Here is a 22390-nt window from a genome sequence, read left to right on the forward strand (position 1 = left end):
CACCCAAGAAAAAGGCCCTCAGCATGTCACCATGCTGAGGGCCTTACTGTATCAGGCTAACGGCTAATTAATTAGCTGGGCCACTCATCAGATACAACTGACCACCTTGAACCACTTCGCCATCCAGTTTGTAATGCGCCTGGGTGGTGCCGAGCAGATATTTCTTGCTGGCATCGAACCATACCGCATCTTTCACCAAGGCAGTGATATCCACCACGCCTGAATTTTCTTCATCGTTGGTCAGGAAGCCAGGCTGACCTTCAACAAAGCGTGCAGGGTCGGATACAAAAATCCGGCCTGCCTTTTTCGTTGCAGGATCAAATTCCCAGATACCAGCCAGATGATCTTGCTTGCCCGGATCTTCCTGCAGATAAATCTTGCCATCGGCTGTCATGGTGATGTTATCAAACATCTGCGCGCCAACATCTTTGCTGTTTAATACCGATTCAATAAAACCACCTGCCTCTGGATGGGCGATCTGATTGAACGTCATCTTATACAGACGGCTGTTGCCATCGAAACGGTCGGTGGTCACAAAATAGTAGACGTTAGGATTTTTCACATCCCACAGACCATCTTCAGGACGGGAGAATGCAGTGATACCACGCTCACGGCTGTCTGCAAACAAATCCATACCCGTCTTGTTTGCTGCTTTGCCATTACCAAACATAGGCTCCAGCACAAATGCGCCGATTACGCCCTGCGCTGCATTTTCAACCGCATCCGCAGTCTTCACACCGAACAACTTACCGCCCACCAGACCGGCCTGCTCGATTTCGCTACCGTTCTTCTGTTTCTGGCCGATGTAAAAATACACATTGCCTGGCATCACATCATTGTTCATGGCCACCAGTGTCATATCGCCAGTCGCTGGATGCACCAACACGTTTTCAATCGCAAATTTACCCAGGTCTGGCAATTCAAAACTGGTACCGGCATTATCGCCTGTAGCAATATGGGCAAACACACGACCTTCCGGTGTGGTTTCTTCACCGTTCAGGAAAATCCGGCCATGATAGCCCTTGCCGCTGGCTGCGTTGAATAATGCGCTCTGTGCTGGTAAATCAGCTGAACATAAACGATCAAAATGATTGGCACGGTTATAGACATAGCTGGATGAAGCCGCATCCCAGGTAAATACCTGCTTGATCAGATCTTCGCCTTTGCTGGCTTTCAGCGTGTTCTTGTCAAACACCCACTGCGAAACGAATGCGCCATTTTCGCCGTGTGCACGTGCAACACCTTCGCTCGATTTCAATTCGTGGTTCATTAACACGACCAGATTGGTCTTATCGCTGTAAGCACCCAGACCGTCAGGCACACCTACCATTTGATATGGTTTACCATCAGCCTTTAGATTGACGCTATCACCAGCGCTCAGCAATGACATAACTTGCCAGCCGGCAGCAGTTGGAACGATATAAGCAGTTTGTTTGGTCACAGGAGCTGGTTGCACAACAGCCTTAGCGACCGGCATTGCTTTTTGCTCTGGTTGAACCTGATGTGTTGCACATCCGGCTAAAGGCAGGCTGGCGACTATCAGGGCGGTCAATAAATTCAAACGGAATGACATGAAAAACCTCTAGGTTAATTAAAAGACCATGCCAGTCTAGCGGTGAATTATGACAATAATATTGCAAACAGCTTTCACTTCCAAATTATATTCGGTTACACAGATATAAACTCGAGCGCGTTGTCATCGGGATCACGGCAAAATAAAGCCCTGCGTCCCGACTGACTCAACGTAAACGGAATGTCAGCCCGGGTTAAGCGCGCCTGCAGTTCAACAATATCGTTGATCAGAAACGCCACATGACGATCACGCCCACCATGCGCCGGGCGTTCCAGTCCGGCATCCGGATTCGGCAGACGCATCAGATGAATTTGCGCTGCACCGATGTCATACCATACCCCCTCAAATGACATGACGGGCCGTGCCGGATTAATCTCCAGACCTAGCCGACCTTCATAGAAATCGCGGGCACGCGGTAAATCAGCCACCAGCAGCGTCACATGATGGATCGAAACAATTAAACTCATTTTGCGACCTTTTGCTCAAGATGTCCGGAAAACAGGCTGGCAACCATGATCATAGCCGCCCCTAGCCATTCCCTACCAGAAAGCGACTCTCCCGCCAGCCAGTAGGAAGTAATGGCAGCCACCACCAGCTCAAATAATAAAATCACGATAGCCCGGTTCGCTGCAACATGCATCAACCCGTATTGTATGCTCAAGGTTACGGCTATCATCGCCAACGCAATCAGTAACAAAGCGCCCCACACCACCGGTGAAAAACCGCTTAAAGCGCTGAACGCCGTCGGTTGCATCAGCAACAACGGTAACGGCGCCAGCGTGCCGCCTATCCAGATGGCTATCGATTTCGCTTCTACGCTGATCGTGTCCGCTTTCTTAACCAGCACATTGGTAAAGGCAAAACTCATGCCGACGGACAGTCCCAGCCACTCTGCACTATTGGCTGGCAATGGTAAACGGCCATCTGCCTGCCAGAGCATGATCATCGCGCCGGACAATGCCACCACGATAATAAAATACCCCAGGCGTCCCAATTGCTCTCCCAGCAACCAGCGCGAAAATAAAATAGTCCATAGCGGTGCCAGATAAAACAGCAGCAATACCCGCATAATTTCGCCGTCTATTACCGCCACAACGTAACCGGTATTGGTCCAACCCGAGCTCAGCAGCATCGCAAGCCACAACCATTTCGCATTAACAACACTGCGCAAGTGTCTGTAATAGAATGGCAATCCGATGATAAGCGCGATGCCGTAGGTGATGAATGTCGACATCAACCCCGACACACCCATCTCATGCAACCAACGATAAGGAAACCAGATTGCGCCCCATAAAGTAGCGCTCATTAACAGCGCGAATATCGGCAGAACTGCGTTTTTGTTATCTGACCGCATCATCCTAAAACCGGCAGTTGACCGCTTCCTGGATAAGACAGCTTCACTGTACTAAAAAAGTTAATCATATCTTCAATTTTTCTCTCAAGCACCCGCGCTACGGACTGTATTGTACGTCTCTCGTAACGCAGGGCGGCGTTGCTCCTACTCGAAATGGAACAACCATTTCTCGTCGTCACGCCTTGACCTGCATCACGATAAACGCACACTACAACCCGTCAAACTACCGGGTTTAGGATTATAATAATGGTTTTCCTCAATGCGTTTGGGCTATGAACCCGTATCTTGACCGTCTACAACCTTATCCATTTCAAAAACTGCGTGAGCTGTTTGCCGGAATTACGCCGTCCACAGAATACTCTGCAATTAATCTATCAATAGGCGAACCCAAACACGCCACACCGGAATTCATTAAACAAGCGCTCATTGCCAATCTGGATGGGCTTGCCAGTTACCCGCTGACGGCAGGTGTCCCCGCACTGCGGATCGCTATCGCCAACTGGATCGCGCGCCGCTATGCCATCCCCGCTCCTGATACTGACACGCAGATTTTACCGGTTAATGGCAGTCGTGAGGCATTGTTTGCTTTCGCGCAAACCATCATCGACCCCTGCTTCGCAGAACCTGTTGTCATTTCGCCGAATCCGTTCTACCAGATTTACGAAGGTGCCGCCTTGCTGGCCGGCGCACAACCGTATTATCTACCAACGCTGCCCGAAAACGGCTACCGCATGGAATTCAGCAGTGTGCCTGAATCAGTGCTGGCACGCACACAATTGGTTTATGTATGTTCACCGGGCAACCCTACCGGTCGAGTGATGACCCTGGATGAATGGCGCGAACTGTTCGCCTTATCCGACCGCTACGGCTTTGTCATTGCCGCAGATGAATGCTATTCCGAAATCTATTTCGACGAAGCCAATCCACCGCTAGGTGCGATGCAGGCCGCGCACCAACTGGGCCGCACTGACTATAAGAACCTGGTGGTATTTTCCAGCCTGTCAAAACGCTCCAATGTTCCTGGCATGCGCTCCGGTTTTGTCGCCGGCGATGCAGCAATCATTGCCAAGTTTCTGCTCTACCGCACTTATCATGGCTCAGCCATGTCACCCAGCGTGCAAATGGCCAGCGCTGCCGCTTGGGATGATGAAGCCCATGTGGTAGAAAACCGCCGCCTGTATGCCGAGAAGTTCGCTGCCGTACAACCGATGCTGAACAGCGTCATGTCCGCAGCCATGCCAGATGCCGCATTCTATATGTGGGTACGCGTACCTAGCGGCGACGACGCCACATTTGCCCGCCAGCTCTATCAGGATTATCACGTCACGGTATTGCCTGGCTCCTATCTGGCACGTGATGCCGATGGCATTAATCCAGGCCAAGGCTTTATCCGCATCGCACTTGTTGCACCCGTTGCTGATTGCATAGCGGCTGCAAGACGAATCCAGCAATTAATCATTCAAACCAGTTAATTTATTACAAAGGAATTAAAATGACCGAAATTCAACAACTTATCGAAGAAGCTTTCGAGCGCCGCGCCGACATTAACCCCAAGAATGCCGAGCCTAAACTCAAAGATGCCATTGCGCATGTGCTGGAACAATTGGATAAAGGCCATCTGCGTGTTGCCAGCAAGGAAAACGGCGAGTGGGTCACCCACCAGTGGCTGAAAAAGGCCGTATTGCTGTCATTCCGTCTCGAAGACAACTTCTTCATCAAAGGTGGTTTCACCAACTACTACGATAAAGTGCCGTCGAAATTTGCCGACTACAACAGCCGCGATTTCCGTGAAGGCGGTTTCCGCGTTGTGCCACCTGCTGCTGCACGCCGCGGCTCGTTTATCGGTAAGAACGTAGTGTTAATGCCTTCCTACATCAACATCGGCGCTTATGTCGATGAAGGCACCATGGTCGATACCTGGGCTACCGTTGGTTCCTGTGCCCAGATCGGTAAAAACGTCCACTTGTCCGGCGGCGTTGGCATCGGCGGCGTACTGGAGCCAGTTCAGGCCAACCCTACCATCATCGGTGACAACTGCTTCATCGGCGCGCGCTCAGAAGTTGTCGAAGGCGTCATCGTGGAAGATAACGTTGTGATCTCCATGGGTGTATACATCGGCCAGAGCACCAAGATCTACGATCGCGAAACCGGTGAAGTCACCTATGGCCGCGTACCCGCTGGCTCAGTAGTCGTCAGCGGCAACCTGCCTTCCAAAGATGGCAGCTACAGCCTGTATTGTGCCGTCATCGTCAAGAAAGTAGACGAGAAAACCCGTAGCAAAGTCGGCATCAACGAGTTGCTGCGCGGCATTTAAGCAAGCATCTGTAAACCTGTCCGGCTTTATCAGCACCCACGTGCCTCATAAAGGCGGACAGTCTCTCCAGCAACTGGCTCAGCTCACATACGCGCTACCCGCGTAATAAACATCTCCCTCACGTCTACGTAACACCCTCATGCTGCACAACATTGACGCACAGCTTGTCCCATATCGGTCATAACGGTACTGCCACAACCGCCAGAACCACACTAAAACTCTTTCTAACCCACACAATCTCCATTTCCAGCATGGAATGGCTCTTGCTTTAGTCATCATGCAAAAAATTGTATGCACTTTTGCTTCCGCCCTATCCATAAAGGAAAATTTATATGAAACGATGGTTCATCGCATTAGGTATGTTATGCATGTTAAACGTCTCCGGCATCATCCATGCCGACGACACTCCTCCAGCCCCCTCTCTGCCTGAAGCAACAACAGCAACAATTACCCCCCCATCGCCCGTCGACTCCGTGCCGGTAACTGTCATACCCCCTGCAGCAACCGCTCCAATTGCAGCTGTAGCGCCACCAAGTCCTTCTGCATTCATCAATACCGGCGACAATGCCTGGATGCTAACTTCAACCGCCCTGGTCTTACTAATGACTATCCCTGGTCTGGGCCTGTTCTATGGCGGCATGGTGCGCAAGAAAAATGTGCTGGCAACGCTGATGCAGGTATTTACCATCACCTGCCTGGTCACGGTGTTATGGATGATTGCTGGCTACAGCCTTGCCTTTACAGCCGGAAACAGTTTTATAGGTGGGATGAGTCGATTATTCCTGACGGGCATGGGTCTGGATAGTGCGAATCCGTTAGCTCCGACCATACCGGAAAGCACATACATGACTTTCCAGATGACCTTTGCCATCATCACGCCTGCCCTGATCATCGGTGCCTTTGCTGACCGGATGAAATTTTCAGCGCTCATCCTGTTTATCTCTGCCTGGCTACTTGCCGTCTACGCACCCATTGCGCACATGGTATGGGGTCCCGGCGGCTGGCTAGCCGCCGACGGCGTGCTGGATTATGCCGGTGGTACGGTAGTCCACACCAATGCCGGTGTCGCCGGTCTGGTCGCGGCATTGGTAATTGGTAAACGCGTAGGTTACGGCACGGAACCCATGCCCCCGCACAATCTAGTCCTGGCCATGATCGGCGCTTCATTATTATGGGTAGGCTGGTTCGGTTTTAATGCAGGTTCGGCAGGTGCAGCCAGCGATCGCGCCGGTATGGCAATGGCCGTAACTCAGATTGCCACAGCCACGGCAGCGCTAAGCTGGATGTTTGTGGAATGGATGGGCAGAGGCAAACCAAGTCTGCTCGGTATCTGCTCCGGCGCAGTAGCGGGACTGGTAGCTATCACCCCTGCTTCCGGTTTTGTTGCACCTTCTGGCGCACTGGTTATTGGCCTGGCTGCCGGTGCAGGATGCTATTGGGGTGCGGTATACCTGAAACGCATGATCGGCTACGATGACTCCCTTGATGCATTTGGCGTACATGCCATCGGCGGTATTCTGGGTGCGCTACTGACCGGCGTGTTCGCAGTCAAGGCTATCGGCGGCACTGCTGGCGTGCTGGAAGGCAATACCGACCAACTGCTCATCCAGGCAACCGGTGTGGGTGTTACCATCGTATATGATGCCGTCATCACCTACATCATCCTCAAACTGGTGGATGCATTCATAGGATTGCGTGTAACCGAAAATCAGGAAGAAGAAGGTCTTGATATCAGCTTGCATGGTGAACGTTTAGAATAAGTACACAGCACTAACATTGTGTCCGACTACCTGCTGCACTGCATTCCATAGTGCAACAGGTGGTTACGGCCAGCAGCCCAAATTAGGGCCTATACATACAATCACGCCCAGTTTCACAGCAACTTCCCACCATTATCCACCACATAAACAAACTGCAAAGTCATTCTTAACAAATTGATTAAACAGGTTAATTAACAAAACAAACACCCATCATCAGCCGACTATGCAAATGGTATGATTTTTGCTGTAACAGACTGTGATAACACAACCTAGCGAGGTGCAGCTGTGGATACTGACTTTATACAACTACAACTAATGACACGCCTTAAGCTTCAGCTAAAGCGCCGTCTTGACATTAAAATGGACATCCATCAGTTTCTGGCTGATCGCAATTATGCGCAGCAGATGCTGCAGATTGCCGATGAGTCAGAGGATGAAGATCTGATTATGTACGCGCTGCAAATTTCAAATAACTTAGGATGGCTGGGCACCAAGTCTGCCCCTGCAAAAAAACCATTTTTCGAATTACCTAAAAGAACGCCTGAAGCCGAGCAATCCTTGCTCGCCGCGACCACGCCGCAATACATTTACGGCACACGCGGCTGACAAAAATCCGTAACCAACGAGCTGGTTACGGTAAAAAGCTTAACATTACCAATCCCTGCAGGGTAAGAATTAAACTGCACCTGATTACACTAACAACCAGGCCAACATAATGCAATTCAGGATAACGGTAGCCCAAAACGCAACCTGAAAAGATATTTTCCTTGATTTGTGACGCAACAGTCTTTGCGCAACAAACGCCCCCGGCCACCCGCCGAATAAGGATAAAAGATGCAAGCTGATCTCTGGTGTTCGCCATTGATTGGCTCGAGCAGCGGATTTATCAAACGCATAGGCGATAAACGTGATGCTACTGACAAGGCAATACACCGCGACAACATAAAACGCTACACTACCTATAGCCGACAAATCAGTAAAACCAGAAGACATCAACGTAGCAGCAGAATTGCCAGACTGACCACGGCAACGCCACTCATAACTGCCAAACCACCCGCCAACCACAGAATTCTTACGCGGTTAGTCTCAACATGCTTAATCAATTGGGCGTTCTGATCAGCCAAAACCTGTATTAACTCTGAAGACGTCAGCATCTGGCCACGCAAATCAGCGACTGCGGCCTCTGTAGCGGCAAGTTGCGCCTGAAGCTTGATGATGGATTGCGCTTCCGGCGACAGCGCAGACGGTATATCGACAGGCGGCACCTCCTCGGGTTGAGACTGATTTGCTACCGTATTCCAGAGTTTCTTCGCCCGCTCCAGCACCTTGGGCGCATTGCTGATGACCTCACCCCAGGGAACCAACTGTAAAACCGCCAACAAACCAATAGCCATTTATCCGCCTTCCATCAATGTAATCGAACACATCTGCATCCATTATCAGGTTATGAGCATAAACTTTAATCTTAGTCACATGCTGCAAACTTATTTGTTCTTACTTTTCCGATCGCGCTTACTCCAGTACTGGAATTCATCCTCATATACCTCCATGTCCACCTCCATGACTCTGGTCTGAAGTCGTCCCTGAACATCGGAAACAGCTTTGTTATAAACAAGCGGACCAAGCTCTTGGAGCAAGAAATCAAGGAAAGTATCAGCTGCAAGATTACCGATAGTGTCATCCATATTTTCTGCGAAATACCGTTGGATAGAAACGATCACCTCGTTTCGATTTTCCTTGCTAAGCTCAATTGTCATATTAATGTAATTTAATAAATAGCTATGTTATATAATTGAATAGAAGATAAATACAACGGGGATCCAGCTCCATACAGTTCGGATAACTATTGAGTGGACATTAAGCAACAAATCAACACACATGAGACGTATTAGCCAGAACGCTTTTCCAGCATCACCAACGCAATGCCTCCAAGAATGGCTATCGAAGCCAATCCTAAACGTAAAGTTATCGGCTCACCAAGGAAAACAATACCACCCAGGGCAGCAATGACCGGAACACTTAACTGCACCGTCGCCGCATGTGTGGCTTTCAATTCAGGTAATGCGGCATACCAGATAGCGTAACCTATTCCGGAAGCCAAAGCACCTGAGAAAACTGCATACCAGAACCCAGCTGCATCCATAGCCAAACCATGCAACATCAACACACTCAATGTTGCCGCAAAAGGAATAGCGCGCAGAAAATTCCCCGCAGTCACATTGGTTGGATCGCCCGTTCCTTTCCCGCGTAAAGAATATACCCCCCAAGCTATCCCGGCACCCAACATCACAATGGAAGAGTACAGCGATGGTGCTGAAAGGCCCGGCAGCAGCAAAACGACAAGCCCACTGAAAGCAAGTACCAGGCCGACGACCTGCAAGCCCAGAAGCCGCTCTCCCCGCCAAATGCCATAACCTATCATCGTTGCCTGAACAGCACCAAATAGCAGCAATGCTCCTGTTGCTGCAGGCAGGTTCACATAAGCAAATGAAAAGCCGGCCGCATAAAGAAACAATGCAAATGCAGATAACCAGTTACCGCCACTGCTACGCTTACCGTGACGCAGATGCACCACCAGCCAAAGCATTAAAGCCCCGGAAACGACTCGAATCAAAGTAAAACTCACTGCATCTATGCTGGTATGTTTAAGGGCAACCCGGCAAAGCAACGAATTAGCCGCAAAAGCAACCATTGCCAGTGATGTCAGTGAAATTATCCGGATATAAGACATTAAAAGCTCTTTGCAGAAAGGTATTTGATTTGATTGCCTGCATTGATTTCAATCACCGCCACCGCCACCGCCACTTCCGCAACCACTGCCACCGCAGCTTGATGCATCCCCGGAACTGCATCCGATATCCCCCGCACAATAACCACCCGTGCTGGAGTTACCTGCATTTAACTGGCTTTTACAATTTAATGAATATTTGAACCCATTTTCAATCTCCAGCAAACCGTCAATTGCGAACAGCAATGGCAGCCGTTCAGGCGCTTTCGGATTAATACGCTCTTTCATGCACGACAACCTCCACGCGCGTTTTATACCTTCTTCTGCATGGGTGGGTGTAGTCATCGCCTCTGTAGGCGTGTGATGCAGGAATCTGCCCAACGCTTTTTTACTGAAATGTTCGTAAGCTCTGGTGCAGATAATGAACTCATGCCATGCCACATCAACTGCCTGCGATGGCATAGCAACCATTCTCCAGTTCGCCTTGTTACAAATATGGAAATATGAACGCAATCCATCAAAAATAAGCTCAATCTGCTCATCATTTAGATGAGGATATTGATTAGCCACCTTTTTCTTGATAGAGGGATGAAAAGCAAAACTCTCAATAAAGCTTAACTGATGACCTCTCCTGAGACCATAGCGCCATAAAATCGCCGCGGCCATAATGACTAATAAAATCAGTAGCGAAAAATCCATTTAACGAACGACCATTTCTTAACTCATCTAAAGGCAAGATACCCACCGCACCATAATCGAAACAAACTCTGAAAATACAACGATAACATAAGCCTAATCTGAAGCCAGGCCAATCTCTCTCAACCATCAACAAAGCAAACAGAGAACGAACTATAGATCTATTTAACAATGGGCCTGTAGTCTCAGCTATCCGTTTGCCTATATCAAACAGCTCTTCACAGCATTCAGTCTGCTCACACACGGGTGTCGGATCATCCGCACAACAATTCCCGACAATAATTCCAACGTAGCAAATCTCGGTAATTACTCGAAGTAGAATAGCTTTGGCACTGGCGGCAAAGAGTACTTAAAGGTGTGTCGTTACGAGTAACCACGTGGAGTTTATCAGACGCCGTTACCACTGATAATAACTGGACAAGCGTCGCCAACGCAGTTCGGCTGCCATCTGGCGGATACGCTGGGGATCTAGTTTCACGGGTTCTTGCCTAATCATAGTCAAGTCTTTTCAAACCGCTGAATCATTCCGCCCAACGAACGAGCTTTTCCTAATGTATCTAGTGACATGATATCCACTACACTGAAATCGCAACAAACTATTGATCTTGTAACAAAAAGACCTTGGTCTCGGCTGTTCGTTTGTCTATATCGAACTGCACTTCACAATATTCAGTCTGCTCACACACCGGTGTCGGATCGTCTGCACAACAACTCCCGGCAATGATCCCGGCATAGAAAATACCGGTTTTTGCACGAATCAGATCAGATGTCTCCGTGACACTCAGGATTACCACGCTGATAGCAGCATCGCTGACATAGCTGCTTTGTGATAAACCCGCCTGCAGGGGAAGAAGCTCGGCATCCAGATTTTGTATTTCATGCTTTAGGATGTTCTCAAATTCGGGGGTGCGCCAGGCTTGTAATGCATTAATCAACTTGATCATGGGTATTACACCTATAAAATCATATGTGTTGGCTTCCATCGCACACTCGCTCTATTCTGCAATCATGCACCACCAATATAACTAAAATATACAGTCCTGCCAGACCTTTGCCTTTGAGTCCAAGCCGATAATTCGTTGCAGCGTTAATTTGATCGCACTTGCTCAAACTTCTCACGCAAACTTTTCAGTACGTCAGGCTCACCTCTGACTTGGAAATAGGCACCCTCTTCGTCTGCTCGTTCTTCCAGTACCTTGCAATTTTCATAGATTTCGCTGCGCAGTTGTTGAGCCGACCAGGGCAGGAACAATTCGTCTTCGACCAGATCCTGCTGAAAAAACTCAACGATTGCTTTATGCAGCTTCGCGACATCGTCCGGGCGGCGCGCACTCATCACGATACAGCCAGGGTACTTTGCCTTTAGCGCCGCCTCACACTCAGCTTGTGCTGCTGCGTCCCCGACGTGATCGATTTTGTTAAAAACACGGATACGCGGAACATCCTGGGCACCAATTTCTTCCAGCACTTCGTTGGTGACTTCGAGCTGGCGTTCAAATCCGGGATCACTGGCATCAATAACGTGCAGTAACAGCGATGCATCCAGCGCTTCATCGAGCGTTGATTTGAATGATGCGACCAGACCATGTGGCAGGTTTTTGATGAAACCGACTGTGTCACTGACCAGCACACGTGGCACACTCTCTGGCTGGAGAACGCGCACGGTGGTATCAAGCGTAGCAAACAGTTTATTGGCGACCAGCACTTCGCTGCCAGTCAACGCCCGCATCAAGGTGGATTTGCCAGCGTTGGTGTAACCGACCAGCGCTACAGATGCCTGACTGCGGCGCTCTTGCCGACGCGCGCGCTGTATCTTGCGGTCAGCGTCCATTGCGATAATTTCCATCTGCAACTCAGCGATGCGGTCGCGGATCTTGCGCCGATCCAGCTCGGTGTGCGACTCGCCAGCGCCACGACCACCAACGCCGCTACGTTGACGGCCTTGCGGTCCAGCCAACTTTGCCATTTCGCGCAGTCGAGGCGCCATGTAGCCGAGACGTGCGATCTCCACCTGTGCGCGTGCGGCGGGTGAGCGTGCGTTGCGATGAAAAATTTCCAGGATGACCATGGTACGGTCCATCACCGAGCAGCCAACCTCCTTCTCCAAATTGCGCGCCTGTGAAGGTGATATCTCGTGGTCAACCAGTATGGCGTCAATGTAGTCGTCTTCAGCTTCTTCAGCCTGATGGCTGTCGGCAGACTCAAATGCACTGTTCACGTATTGGTGTATTTCCTCGCGCTTGCCGACGCCCAGATAGGCGGTTCGGTCGAAGCTGATGCGCTTCTGCGTAAAGGTATGCACGACCTCGTAGCCCAGCGTTTTTGCGAGCTCGCGCAATTCAGTCAGCGATGCTTCGAATTCCAAATCGGTCACGTTAGGCAGTTGCACAGCCGCGACGACTGCACGCTTGGGCTTCTCTTGGGTTTCTGTACGCATTCGCTGAGTGTTTCTCTTTGGTAAATAAAGTCGGATTACGATTATCGTCGATAAAGGCTTGCAGGAGAAGCAAACATTAGCGAGCCTTACTCAAAACGGCCTGAGCATAAGCATGGCTAACGCACCCTGGCCGCCATCACCCGGGCAAATGCCGAGGTGCCAATATACCCATCTGCATCCAGTGCATTGGCGCGCTGAAAATCCCGCAAAGCACGGTGAGTTTTAGGGCCGGTCATGCCATCCGGCTTGCCGGCATTAAATCCTTGCGCATTCAGCGCAGACTGCAATTCCTTGATCTGTGTCCGAGTCAGCGGCATATCGTCTTTCGGCCATGTGCCAACAAAGACATTGCCACCGGCGATACGCTCAGCAAGATACGCAACACCGAGTGCATATGCATTGGAATTGTTATAGCGTTTGATCACATCAAAATTCGGGTAGGTAAGGAAAGCCGGACCGGACCGGCCTGCCGGCAACTCCAGCTTTGCGCTTCGCGCCATATCCTCGGCTGACCACGGCGCATCCCCAACCTGGCGTACTCCGCGTTTTTCCCATACGCTGATCAGCAGACTATGCTCGGGTTCCCACTTAGACAAATCAAACGTAGCGGGAATCAGCACCTCCTGCACCACCGGCGCACCACGTTGCCACCCGGCCCGCTGCAGTAAATTGGCTGTGGATGCCAGCGCATCGTACTCGTCGGTCCAGATGTTACGACGACCATCACCATCCCAGTCAACCGCGTTTTCCAGATAGGTCGTGGGGATGAACTGTGTCTGACCCATTGCACCTGCCCATGAACCGGTGAGCTGATCACGCGTGGCAAAGCCTCGATCTATCATTTGTGCTGCAGCGATCAACTGGCTCTCTGCCCAATCGCGGCGGCGGCCTTCCCAGGCTAATGTCGCCAATGAGCGAATCACATCTTTATTACCCGCACTCACCCCGTAAGAACTCTCCAGCCCCCAAATGGCAAGCAGAATTTCAGCGCGCACGCCATAGTGCTGGGCAATTGCATCTATGCTTTCCCGACGCGCAGCATAGGCTTTCTGCCCGTTGGCTATGCGCAAAGTGGATGCAGCGCTATCGAGGTAAGACCAGATCGGACGCACAAATTCGGGCTGATTGCGGTCACTGTTGATAATCCGGTTATCTGGTTCAAGACCATCAAACATGGCGGTGATGGTGTCAGCCGTAACACCTGAATTGCGCAAGCGGATACGAAACCCGGCCAACCAATCAGCAAAGCTTATACTTTCCGGTTGGTCGGCCATACCCACAGTTTTCAAATCACAACTGCCACAAACCACTGTGGTCGCGACAGGCAATGGCTGAACCGGGATAACCACGGGTGTGGATTCCATCTGCTTATTTTGCGTCGCACAACCAAACGATGACAGTACCATTGCCAAGATAGCCGCTTTTGCGGCTATGCCGATATTATTCATTTTCATCCAGTTTCATTCTCGAAAATCCGATTAACACACGGGGAAGTTACGCATTATTAGAATAAGACGATATCTTTCCATCTGCATCCTGCTGCGAATGCAAAGGCATAGGGAGCAATCAGTCTACTATGGGGTGCTACAAATGAAAACGGCAATTGCCTTGCACCCCTTCACATTTACATATTGCGAGATAGCAGGATTATGATTTAAATAATCATTCATCAAACGAACTGGCTGACCTCTATCAACATAATAAAAATTTGTGTGCTATAACAAAGATCAGGGATTTAATATTTTTGCACAGGAGGCCATCATGCACACCCTACCCAATGCAGTACAGCGCGAACGTGAAGCGCTGCTCAGTGACGCAGTCAATGTTCTTAAAACGGAAGGATATCAACCTTTTGCAGTACAGGATCTGGCCGGATATCAAGAGCCGGACGATTTGCTTATACCTGTTTTAAATGTGCACATGCGACCAGACATCTTCGCTTCCGGTATGGGCAATGATGAAATGATGCTCGGCGTGGTTGAAGTCAGTACCGATCTGGGCGAAGAATCCTGCGGCCGACGCTGGCAGGCATTTAGCGCATGGGCACACGATCACCAGAGCCGCATGCAGGTTTTTGTTCATCCGGAAGACTTGAAGCGCGCCACGGAAATTGCGGAACACTGGCATCTGACGCCAGATTTTTTTGTCCCGGTAAAGCGTACACATTGACCCTGACTGACAAAAAAGAGGCGCATTCAATGCGCCTCTTTTTTATTGCCCATACCAAACACCAACCTTAATGGTTATAAGCTTGCTCGCCATGCTCGGCAATATCCAGCCCTTCCCGTTCATTATCTTCGGTGACACACAAAACAATAACCCTGTAGCCCCGGTAATCCCCCCTACCGATTAAGTGACACTCGAGGTTTTTGTGATCAGTATACAGCGCACCAACGCAGTGCGAAATTACAAAATATGCCCTTGGATCATGCAGACTGGATAATTTTTCTCACCCCATCTTGAGAATAAAATGCAGGCATTACCAACCAGAATGAGCAACTAAGTGATTGAACAAAAGCAATTTAATTAACAAAATAGAATCTTTTCCAACATTAGGCACAGGACTTGCATTAAACAGATCAGGACGGGATTGTGGCTGCTCTAACAGCCCATTCACACATATGTCTGTATCAGGATTGCTAGGGTTCCGGCTTCATATTGTATGGAGTGCTGGTCCGAGAGCAGTCCGGCCTCACAGTGAGGTTCCACGGAGGGATAAAAGCCCGGGAGAGAAGCGCAGCTGCTTTCCCGTTTTTTTATAACCCTTTAAATGGAGCCAGTCATGTCTAAGTCTTCTTCCAAATCGCTTAAGAAAATTTGCCTTGTCTCAATGATGCTTGCAGCGGCAAGCATGAGTCCGATCGTTGCACACGCTACCACTTCAATGAAAATTGGTACCGTTGTCTGGATCGGCTATGGTCCATTCTTTGTGGCGGATGCCAAGGACTTTTACAAGAAACATGACCTGAAGGTCAAACTGCAAATGTTTACCGATCCGGCACTGATACCAACTGCCATGGCCAGCCATTCAGTTGACGGCGGCATGCTTACCTATGACCAGGTCATTGGTTCTGTTGCAAAGGGTTTGGCACATAAAGTCGTTATGCCTATCGATTATTCCAATGGCGGCGACGCCATCGTAGCGGATGCAGCCATTACCAAAGTCACCGATTTCAAAGGCAAAAAAATCGGCTTCAACCCGTTATCGCCATCCGATTTCCTGCTGTCCTACGCACTGAAGAAAAATGGCCTGTCTGAAAAAGACTACCAAGCTGTGCCCATGACGCCGGAAGCCGTACCTGCGGCCATGGCATCAGGTGGTATTCCTGTCGGCGTAACCTATGAGCCTAGCCTCTCACAAATTTTGAGCATGGGTGGTGGCAAGAAATTTCATGTGGTGTTTTCGTCCAAAAATGCGCCTGGTTTGATTGCTGACGTGCTGGTATTCGATCAGAAATATATTCAGGCTCATCCTAAGGAAATCAAAGGTCTGATTGAGTCGTATGTGGACGGTATGAACTACATGAAAGCTCACCCCGACGAATCTGCAAAAATCATCGGCAAAGCCATGGGCGTTAGCGGCAAAGAAGTTATGGACCAGATGAGCGGCGTATATAACATCCCGTTAGCTGAAATGCCGAAAGCGTTTGTCAAATCCGCGGATACCACTTCTTACTACGCCAGCGGCGAAGTGATCAGCGGCATCCTTAAATCCAAAGGTCAAATCACCACCATCCCTGCTACTGAAGCCACGATAGACAGTCAATTCGTTAAATCTTTGGTTAAGTAAGTTTAGTGAGGCGCGCTCACTATGAGCGCGACCTTGCTTGAGGAGTCTTTCATGCTGTCACAAAAATTTCGCTATGCCGATGGCGTCTTGCCGAACGTAATCGCCTTATCCTATACATTGGGGGCTTACTCTGGCGGTATCCTGCTGCTCGCACTGACTGAATTGCCCGGACAGATACTCGGCACCTTGCTGGTTGCCCACGGCTTGATACTATCAAGTTATTTTTTTCACGAATTCGCCCATAACGCTATATTCAAAGCCGCAGAAGACAATGCCCGCTGGGGCACGCTAATGACCTGGATCAACGGCTCCTGCTATGCCACTTTCAATGATCTGCGGCGCAAGCATGTGCGCCACCACGTGGATCGCGCTGACGTCATCACCTTTGACTTTAAGGCATTTCTGCTCAAGTCACCAGCCTGGCTGCGTCGTCTGGTGTTGATGCTGGAGTGGGCTTACATTCCCGCTGTGGAACTGATCATGCATGGTTACGTGATGATACTGCCCTTCATCGCAGCAGAAAAAAAGCAGAATCGTGGCCGCGTTTTGAGCATCATTGCTGTGCGTGCACTCGCCTTAACCGCATTAGGCTTGGTCTCCCCTGCCGGTTTGCTGGGGTATGCCATAGCCTACCTGATCATGCTGCATGTACTGCGTTTCGCCGATGCCTATCAGCATACCTACGACGCATTTGCCATCCTGCAAGGCGGCAGCGTGCCGGATGACAAGGTACGCGATCACACCTACGAGCAGCGCAACACCTATTCCAATCTGGTTTCCGTCGCCCATCCGGCGCTGAATTTACTGCTGCTGAATTTCTCCTATCACAACGCGCATCATGAGCGGCCGATAGAGCCCTGGTACCGCTTGCCGCAACTGCACGAAAAACTGTTTGCTGCGGAGTACCAGCAAGTACTGCCAATGACCACCTTGTTAGCAGCACACCATCGCTACCGGGTTAAACGCATCCTTTCGTCAGATTATGGCGATGTACTGGAAATCTCTGCAGGCCATCTGGATCCTTCGGCATTCTATGGTGCAGTCGGCGTCTCGTTCCTGACGGCGGTTTAATATGGCGTTCCTCGACTTTACCGATCACACGATAATCATTACCGGCGCAGCCAGCGGCATCGGCTTTGGGATTGCCGAAGCCTTTGCTCGTCACGGCGCCAGCCTGGAGCTGATCGATCGCAATCCCGATGCGTTGGCAGCCGCCGCACAACAACTGGGTGCTACCAGCCGTATTACTGCTCACACACTGGATTTGACTGATGCTCAGCAAGTCAATGCGCTGGCTGAAGACCTGCGACAACGTCAGGTCAGCATTCACGCATTGATCAACAATGCCGGCATCGAATATCCGACGCCATTAAATGATGCTGCCAGCGATGCCGAACAACGCTGGCACAACCTGTTGCACAACAATGTCGGCAGCATGTATCTGCTGACCCGCGCATTAGCCCCGCTGATACGCAAATCCGGGAGCGTCATCAATCAGTCGTCAATCTGGGGTCTCAGCGCGGTGGCGGATTTTTCTGCTTACGTCACCAGCAAGCATGCCGTAATCGGCCTCACCCGTTCACTGTCCTGGGAATTGGGCAAACATGAGATCCGGGTAAATGCCGTATGCCCGGGCTGGGTTGCCACCGATGCTGCCATGCGCTCCATGCGCGCCATGGCAGCCACTTCCGGCAAGTCGGAAGCGGACATGATCGCTGAAATTCTGGCGCAACAAGCCATCCCCCAATTACTCGCGCCAGCAGATATTGCCGGCACTTTTCTCTTTCTCGCCTCGCCCTATGCGCTCGCGATTACCGGTCAGGCTATCGTCGTCAGCAACGGGGAAGTCATGCATTAACCGCCATGAATATAACTCTACATAACAAAACCGCCATCGTCACCGGCGCCGCCACCGGTATCGGCCGCGCTATCGCCTTCATGCTCGGACAGGCTGGCGCATTCGTCATCGTCAATCACCTTAATCGCGCCAAAGAGGCAGAACAGGTAGTGCACAGCATTATTGCTCAGGGTGGCAACGCCATCGCCATAGAAGCTGATGTCACCAATGCCCACCAAGTGCGGCAGATGATGGCAAGCCATGAACAGATCGACATACTGGTCAATAACGCAGGAGTGATAGCTGAGACGCCATTTCTGAACATATCCGAATCCGAATGGGATCATGTCCTCAACAGCGATCTCAAATCCGTATTTCTATGCAGCCAGGCTGTACTCCCCGGCATGGCCAAACGCGGTGACGGCATCATCGTCAATATCAGTTCCGACCTGGCTTATCTGGGCCGCGAGCATTATGCCTCCTACTGTGCGGCCAAGGCCGGCGTCATCGGCCTGACCCGCTCGCTGGCGCGCGAATTTGCACCCGCGATCAGAGTGAATGCCGTTGCGCCGGGCCCGGTCAACACCGCCATGGTGTCCATTGAAACCATGTCACCGGAGTGGATAGAGAAGGAAAAGGACATCCCCTATCGCCGTTTTGCAGAACCGGAAGAAATTGCCGCCACAGTCTTGTTTCTGGTATCTGATTACGCCAAATTTTATTGCGGCCAGGTACTCGGCCCCAATGGCGGGTCTGTCATGCCATGAGCACCCTAAAGCGCGCATCACCACAAGCCTGGCTACCGCTCACCGTTTTGACCTTTTCTGCAGCCATGTGGGGCGTCATCTGGTGGCCACTCAAACAATTCGGCGCTGAAGGATTATCCGGCTCTCTGATTTCACTCGTCAGCTATGGGCTGGTAGGCTTGGCCGGCTTGCCTTTTCTGCTACGTGAGCGCCGTGCATGGCAGGGTCAAATCGGATTATTACTGCTGCTTGCATTGTTCGGCGGATGGGCCAATGCATCGATAGTTCGCGCATTGCTGACCGGCGACGTAGTCAGGGTCATGCTGCTATTTTATCTCGCACCCGTGTGGTCGGTGATCGGTGGCCGACTATTTTTAAATGAAACCGTTACCAGACGGCGCATGCTGGCAGTATTGATATCCGTTTTTGGTGCATTTTTAGTGATCGGCGGTACAAAAGCGTTCGCTACCCCGCTATCGTTAGCTGATTTTCTAGCATTATCTGCCGGCCTGGCCTTCGCCTCGAATAATCTGGTCACCCGCGCCGCACACACCATACCCATGGTCTCCAAAACCATTGCGGTATTCATCGGTTGCGGAATAATTTCCGGCTTTATGGTCTGGCAGCAAAGCGCCGTCCAGCCTGAATGGACGCCGATGCTGGTGATTGCACTGCTGGCTTTCGGATTTGGCTGGCTGGCTTTAGCCACCTTCACCACGCAGTATGGCGTCACGCATATCGAAACTGGCCGTGCCGGCATCATACTCATCGTTGAGTTACTGGCGGCGGTGATTTCAGCCATGATTATTGGCGGCGAAGAGCTACTGCCTCAAGAAATGATTGGTGGCACATTAATTGCTTTAGCTGCTGTGATTGAGGCAACAGACACAACCGTTGCATCACATAAGGAAAATTCATGAACAACGTAAATATGAACACGATGAGCTGGGTTGCCTACCGCGACCAGATCAAAACCGCAAACCCGCCCGTTTTCCTGCCGGTGGGTGCGCTTGAGCAACATGGCCCCCACCTGCCACTGGGGACGGATGCATTGCTTTCTGCCGCAGTTGCGGCCAGTACGGCTGCGTTAATCAACGGCATTGTTGCGCCGGCACTGTCTTACGGATACAAATCACAGCCTAAATGCGGTGGTGGTCAGCATTTCTGTGGCACAACTGCGGTCGACGCGCAAACATTGATTGGACTGGTCCGCGACACGGTACGTGAATTCGCCCGTCACGGCGTAGAAAAACTGGTCGTCGTCAACGGCCATTACGAGAATCAATGGTTCATTACCGAAGGTATCGATTTAGCCATGCGCGATCTAGGGCCCAATACCAAGCTGCGAGTTATGCGTCTGGAATATTGGGATTTTCTGACGCCAGCGACATTGCATGCCGTATTTCCCGACGGCTTTCCCGGTTATGCGCTGGAACATGCCGCAGTCATTGAAACCTCGCTTATGCTGCATTATCACCCTGATTTGGTGCGCCTTGATTTGATTCCGGATGATGGCCCGGCAGATTTCCCCCTGTACGACATCCATCCCGCAAATCCTGACTGGGTACCACCTTCAGGCGTGCTGTCTTCGGCGCTTGGTGCTGATGCCGCCAAAGGCAAAATCATGGCCAGTGAATTGGCGGCGCGCATCGCAAAGGCTGTCGTGAATGAGTTTAATGGCGAGTCACGATGAATCTATCCAGCCGCCTACCCTCGCCCCGACTAAACCATGCAGCCTTGCTAGTCATCGACATGCAGCGTGATTTTTGTGCAACGGGTGGTTATGCGCACACGGCAGGACTCGACATCAGCAATTTACGCAAACCTATTCCACACATTCAGCAACTGCTCAATACAGCTCGGGCACAAGAAATGCTGATAATCCACACCCGTGAAGGTCATAGAAGCGACCTGCTGGACTGCACGCCAAACAAGCAAGCCCGCAGCACAAATGCTGGTGCCCCTATCGGCTCTGTTGGGCCGATGGGCAGATTACTGATCCGGGGCGAATATGGGCATGACATCATTGATGAGCTTGCCCCTCATGCTGGCGAGCCAGTCATCGACAAACCCGGCTACAGCGCCTTCCACCAGACCGATCTGGACATCATGTTGCGTAACCAGGATATCCGGCAATTAATCCTGACAGGAGTCACCACTGAAGTGTGCGTTCAATCCACGCTGAGGGAAGCCGTAGACCGAGGCTATGACTGCATCACTGTCAGCGATGGCTGTGGTTCAGCCTACCCGGAGCTACATAAAGCCAGCCTGGCCATGATCGCCGTTGAAGGCGGTATCTTCGGCACAGTGGTCAGCACAGATACGCTGCTGAAAATGATGAGAGCATCATCACAGGAACATCACGACGATGACGCAAGTTAAAAAACTCTGGCCGCTGCTGACGGCCACCCACCATTATGACAAGTCGCTCTCCACGCGTGGACGTGGTCAAGGGCAAATCATTGAAGCGCCTATTCTGGCCTATCTGCTGGAAACCGCAAATGGTCGCATCCTGTATGACGTTGGTTGTGACTATCACAAAATTGCGGATAAAAAGCAGCAACAGCATTATTACGATCCGGAGATATTCCCCTTCGGCCCACCGGAAATGGATGAGTCACAGCGGCTTCCTGCCCACCTGGCCCGTATGGGTCTGACACCTGCCGATGTGGATGTGGTCTTTATCGGCCATTTGCACTTTGATCATGCCGGTGGCTTATGCGATGTCTGCGGTACCGAAGTACACGTACAGCATAATGAAATGGAAGCTGCGAAAAGCGGTCTGGACATAGCCTACTTCCCGGATGACTTCACTGGGCAGTATCCCTGGAAAATAATGAATGGCGAATACGATGTGGCCCCAGGAGTACGCGCCATATCCACGCCCGGCCACACCGCAGGGCACATGTCACTGTGGATAGAATTGCCGAAAGGCCCGCCAGTCATCTTATGTGGCGATGCAGCAGATCTATCTGAAAACATTACGGACGAAGTCCCGCCGGGACTGTGCTGGCAAGAGCAGGAAGATCAGGCCATCGCCAGCATACGCAAACTCAAAGCCCTGGCAACAGATGAAAACGCGATTCTGTGGCCAAATCACGATATCAGCTTCTGGCGTACCCTGAACCAATTCCCAAAATTTCATGAATAGGCCC

General features: G+C 50.9%; 24 protein-coding genes and 1 riboswitch. Of the genes, 13 read left to right on the forward strand and 11 right to left on the reverse strand.

The window, feature by feature from the left end:
• Positions 1–67: 67 nt before the first annotated feature.
• The 3 genes from EJE49_RS12545 to EJE49_RS12555 all read right to left on the reverse strand — a co-directional run bounded on the left by EJE49_RS12545 (position 68) and on the right by EJE49_RS12555 (position 2930).
• Complete coding sequence (locus EJE49_RS12545) at positions 68–1573, reverse strand: hypothetical protein (protein WP_124951352.1); 1506 nt, start codon at positions 1571–1573, stop codon at positions 68–70.
• 95 nt (positions 1574–1668) lie between these two features.
• On the reverse strand, positions 1669–2040 hold the full coding sequence (locus EJE49_RS12550; protein WP_124951354.1) for a VOC family protein: 372 nt from the start codon (positions 2038–2040) through the stop codon (positions 1669–1671).
• Entirely contained in the window at positions 2037–2930 is an 894-nt protein-coding gene (locus EJE49_RS12555; RefSeq protein WP_306308189.1) for a DMT family transporter, read from the reverse strand. The genes EJE49_RS12550 and EJE49_RS12555 overlap by 4 nt, the downstream gene beginning before the upstream one ends.
• Before the next feature lie 269 nt (positions 2931–3199).
• On the opposite strand from EJE49_RS12555, the gene dapC reads away from it, so the two are divergent.
• The 4 genes from dapC to EJE49_RS12575 all read left to right on the forward strand — a co-directional run bounded on the left by dapC (position 3200) and on the right by EJE49_RS12575 (position 7607).
• Positions 3200–4399: a succinyldiaminopimelate transaminase gene (gene dapC / locus EJE49_RS12560; RefSeq protein ID WP_124951356.1), complete on the forward strand. Its 1200-nt coding sequence runs from the start codon at positions 3200–3202 to the stop codon at positions 4397–4399.
• Positions 4400–4419: 20 nt separating this feature from the next.
• Positions 4420–5241 (forward strand): 2,3,4,5-tetrahydropyridine-2,6-dicarboxylate N-succinyltransferase, encoded by an 822-nt coding sequence (gene dapD / locus EJE49_RS12565; protein ID WP_124951358.1) that lies wholly within the window; start codon positions 4420–4422, stop codon positions 5239–5241.
• 332 nt (positions 5242–5573) lie between these two features.
• A complete protein-coding gene (locus tag EJE49_RS12570; protein WP_189941894.1) occupies positions 5574–7001 on the forward strand; it encodes an ammonium transporter in 1428 nt (475 codons plus the stop codon).
• 360 nt (positions 7002–7361) lie between these two features.
• Positions 7362–7607 carry a hypothetical protein gene (locus EJE49_RS12575; protein WP_189941896.1) on the forward strand — a complete coding sequence of 82 codons (246 nt, stop codon included), beginning with the start codon at positions 7362–7364 and terminating at the stop codon, positions 7605–7607.
• A gap of 84 nt (positions 7608–7691) precedes the next feature.
• Here the strand turns inward: EJE49_RS12575 and EJE49_RS12580 are convergent, their stop codons facing one another.
• The 8 genes from EJE49_RS12580 to EJE49_RS12615 form a co-directional block, all read right to left on the reverse strand.
• Complete coding sequence (locus EJE49_RS12580; RefSeq protein WP_124951362.1) at positions 7692–7994, reverse strand: DUF1294 domain-containing protein; 303 nt, start codon at positions 7992–7994, stop codon at positions 7692–7694.
• A complete protein-coding gene (locus EJE49_RS12585) occupies positions 7994–8395 on the reverse strand; it encodes a hypothetical protein (protein ID WP_124951364.1) in 402 nt (133 codons plus the stop codon). The genes EJE49_RS12580 and EJE49_RS12585 overlap by 1 nt, the downstream gene beginning before the upstream one ends.
• Positions 8396–8485: 90 nt before the next feature.
• A complete protein-coding gene (locus EJE49_RS12590) occupies positions 8486–8758 on the reverse strand; it encodes a DUF2164 domain-containing protein (RefSeq protein WP_124951366.1) in 273 nt (90 codons plus the stop codon).
• 131 nt (positions 8759–8889) lie between these two features.
• Positions 8890–9732 carry a DMT family transporter gene (locus tag EJE49_RS12595; RefSeq protein ID WP_124951368.1) on the reverse strand — a complete coding sequence of 281 codons (843 nt, stop codon included), beginning with the start codon at positions 9730–9732 and terminating at the stop codon, positions 8890–8892.
• 48 nt (positions 9733–9780) lie between these two features.
• The gene (locus EJE49_RS12600) at positions 9781–10428 is read right to left on the reverse strand and encodes a glycine-rich domain-containing protein (RefSeq protein WP_124951370.1); all 648 of its coding nucleotides are present in this window, start codon (positions 10426–10428) and stop codon (positions 9781–9783) included.
• Between the two features lie 593 nt (positions 10429–11021).
• A complete protein-coding gene (locus tag EJE49_RS12605) occupies positions 11022–11369 on the reverse strand; it encodes a hypothetical protein (RefSeq protein WP_124951372.1) in 348 nt (115 codons plus the stop codon).
• Between the two features lie 143 nt (positions 11370–11512).
• Positions 11513–12862: a GTPase HflX gene (gene hflX / locus EJE49_RS12610; RefSeq protein ID WP_124951374.1), complete on the reverse strand. Its 1350-nt coding sequence runs from the start codon at positions 12860–12862 to the stop codon at positions 11513–11515.
• 116 nt (positions 12863–12978) lie between these two features.
• Positions 12979–14316, reverse strand: coding sequence for a lytic murein transglycosylase (locus EJE49_RS12615; RefSeq protein WP_124951376.1), 1338 nt, complete (start codon positions 14314–14316; stop codon positions 12979–12981).
• A gap of 307 nt (positions 14317–14623) precedes the next feature.
• Here EJE49_RS12615 and EJE49_RS12620 point away from each other — a divergent pair, with 307 nt between their 5' ends.
• The 9 genes from EJE49_RS12620 to EJE49_RS12660 all read left to right on the forward strand — a co-directional run bounded on the left by EJE49_RS12620 (position 14624) and on the right by EJE49_RS12660 (position 22386).
• Positions 14624–15031 carry a hypothetical protein gene (locus EJE49_RS12620; RefSeq protein WP_223246951.1) on the forward strand — a complete coding sequence of 136 codons (408 nt, stop codon included), beginning with the start codon at positions 14624–14626 and terminating at the stop codon, positions 15029–15031.
• A gap of 459 nt (positions 15032–15490) precedes the next feature.
• A riboswitch (guanidine-I (ykkC/yxkD leader) is annotated at positions 15491–15594 on the forward strand.
• A 119-nt stretch (positions 15595–15713) separates the two neighbouring features.
• Positions 15714–16652, forward strand: coding sequence for an ABC transporter substrate-binding protein (locus EJE49_RS12625; RefSeq protein ID WP_223246952.1), 939 nt, complete (start codon positions 15714–15716; stop codon positions 16650–16652).
• A gap of 51 nt (positions 16653–16703) precedes the next feature.
• On the forward strand, positions 16704–17723 hold the full coding sequence (locus EJE49_RS12630; protein ID WP_124951378.1) for a fatty acid desaturase family protein: 1020 nt from the start codon (positions 16704–16706) through the stop codon (positions 17721–17723).
• 1 nt (position 17724) lies between these two features.
• A complete protein-coding gene (locus tag EJE49_RS12635; RefSeq protein ID WP_124951380.1) occupies positions 17725–18510 on the forward strand; it encodes an SDR family NAD(P)-dependent oxidoreductase in 786 nt (261 codons plus the stop codon).
• A 5-nt stretch (positions 18511–18515) separates the two neighbouring features.
• Positions 18516–19256, forward strand: coding sequence for an SDR family NAD(P)-dependent oxidoreductase (locus tag EJE49_RS12640; RefSeq protein ID WP_124951382.1), 741 nt, complete (start codon positions 18516–18518; stop codon positions 19254–19256).
• Complete coding sequence (locus tag EJE49_RS12645) at positions 19253–20155, forward strand: DMT family transporter (protein WP_124951384.1); 903 nt, start codon at positions 19253–19255, stop codon at positions 20153–20155. The genes EJE49_RS12640 and EJE49_RS12645 overlap by 4 nt, the downstream gene beginning before the upstream one ends.
• Positions 20152–20928 carry a creatininase gene (locus EJE49_RS12650; protein ID WP_124951386.1) on the forward strand — a complete coding sequence of 259 codons (777 nt, stop codon included), beginning with the start codon at positions 20152–20154 and terminating at the stop codon, positions 20926–20928. Before EJE49_RS12645 ends, EJE49_RS12650 begins: the two co-directional genes overlap by 4 nt.
• Positions 20925–21617: a cysteine hydrolase family protein gene (locus EJE49_RS12655; RefSeq protein WP_124951388.1), complete on the forward strand. Its 693-nt coding sequence runs from the start codon at positions 20925–20927 to the stop codon at positions 21615–21617. Before EJE49_RS12650 ends, EJE49_RS12655 begins: the two co-directional genes overlap by 4 nt.
• Positions 21604–22386: an N-acyl homoserine lactonase family protein gene (locus EJE49_RS12660; RefSeq protein WP_124951390.1), complete on the forward strand. Its 783-nt coding sequence runs from the start codon at positions 21604–21606 to the stop codon at positions 22384–22386. Before EJE49_RS12655 ends, EJE49_RS12660 begins: the two co-directional genes overlap by 14 nt.
• The last annotated feature ends 4 nt before the right edge of the window (positions 22387–22390 follow it).

Source organism: Sulfuriferula thiophila, assembly GCF_003864975.1.
GTDB classification, from domain to species: Bacteria; Pseudomonadota; Gammaproteobacteria; order Burkholderiales; family Sulfuriferulaceae; genus Sulfuriferula; species Sulfuriferula thiophila.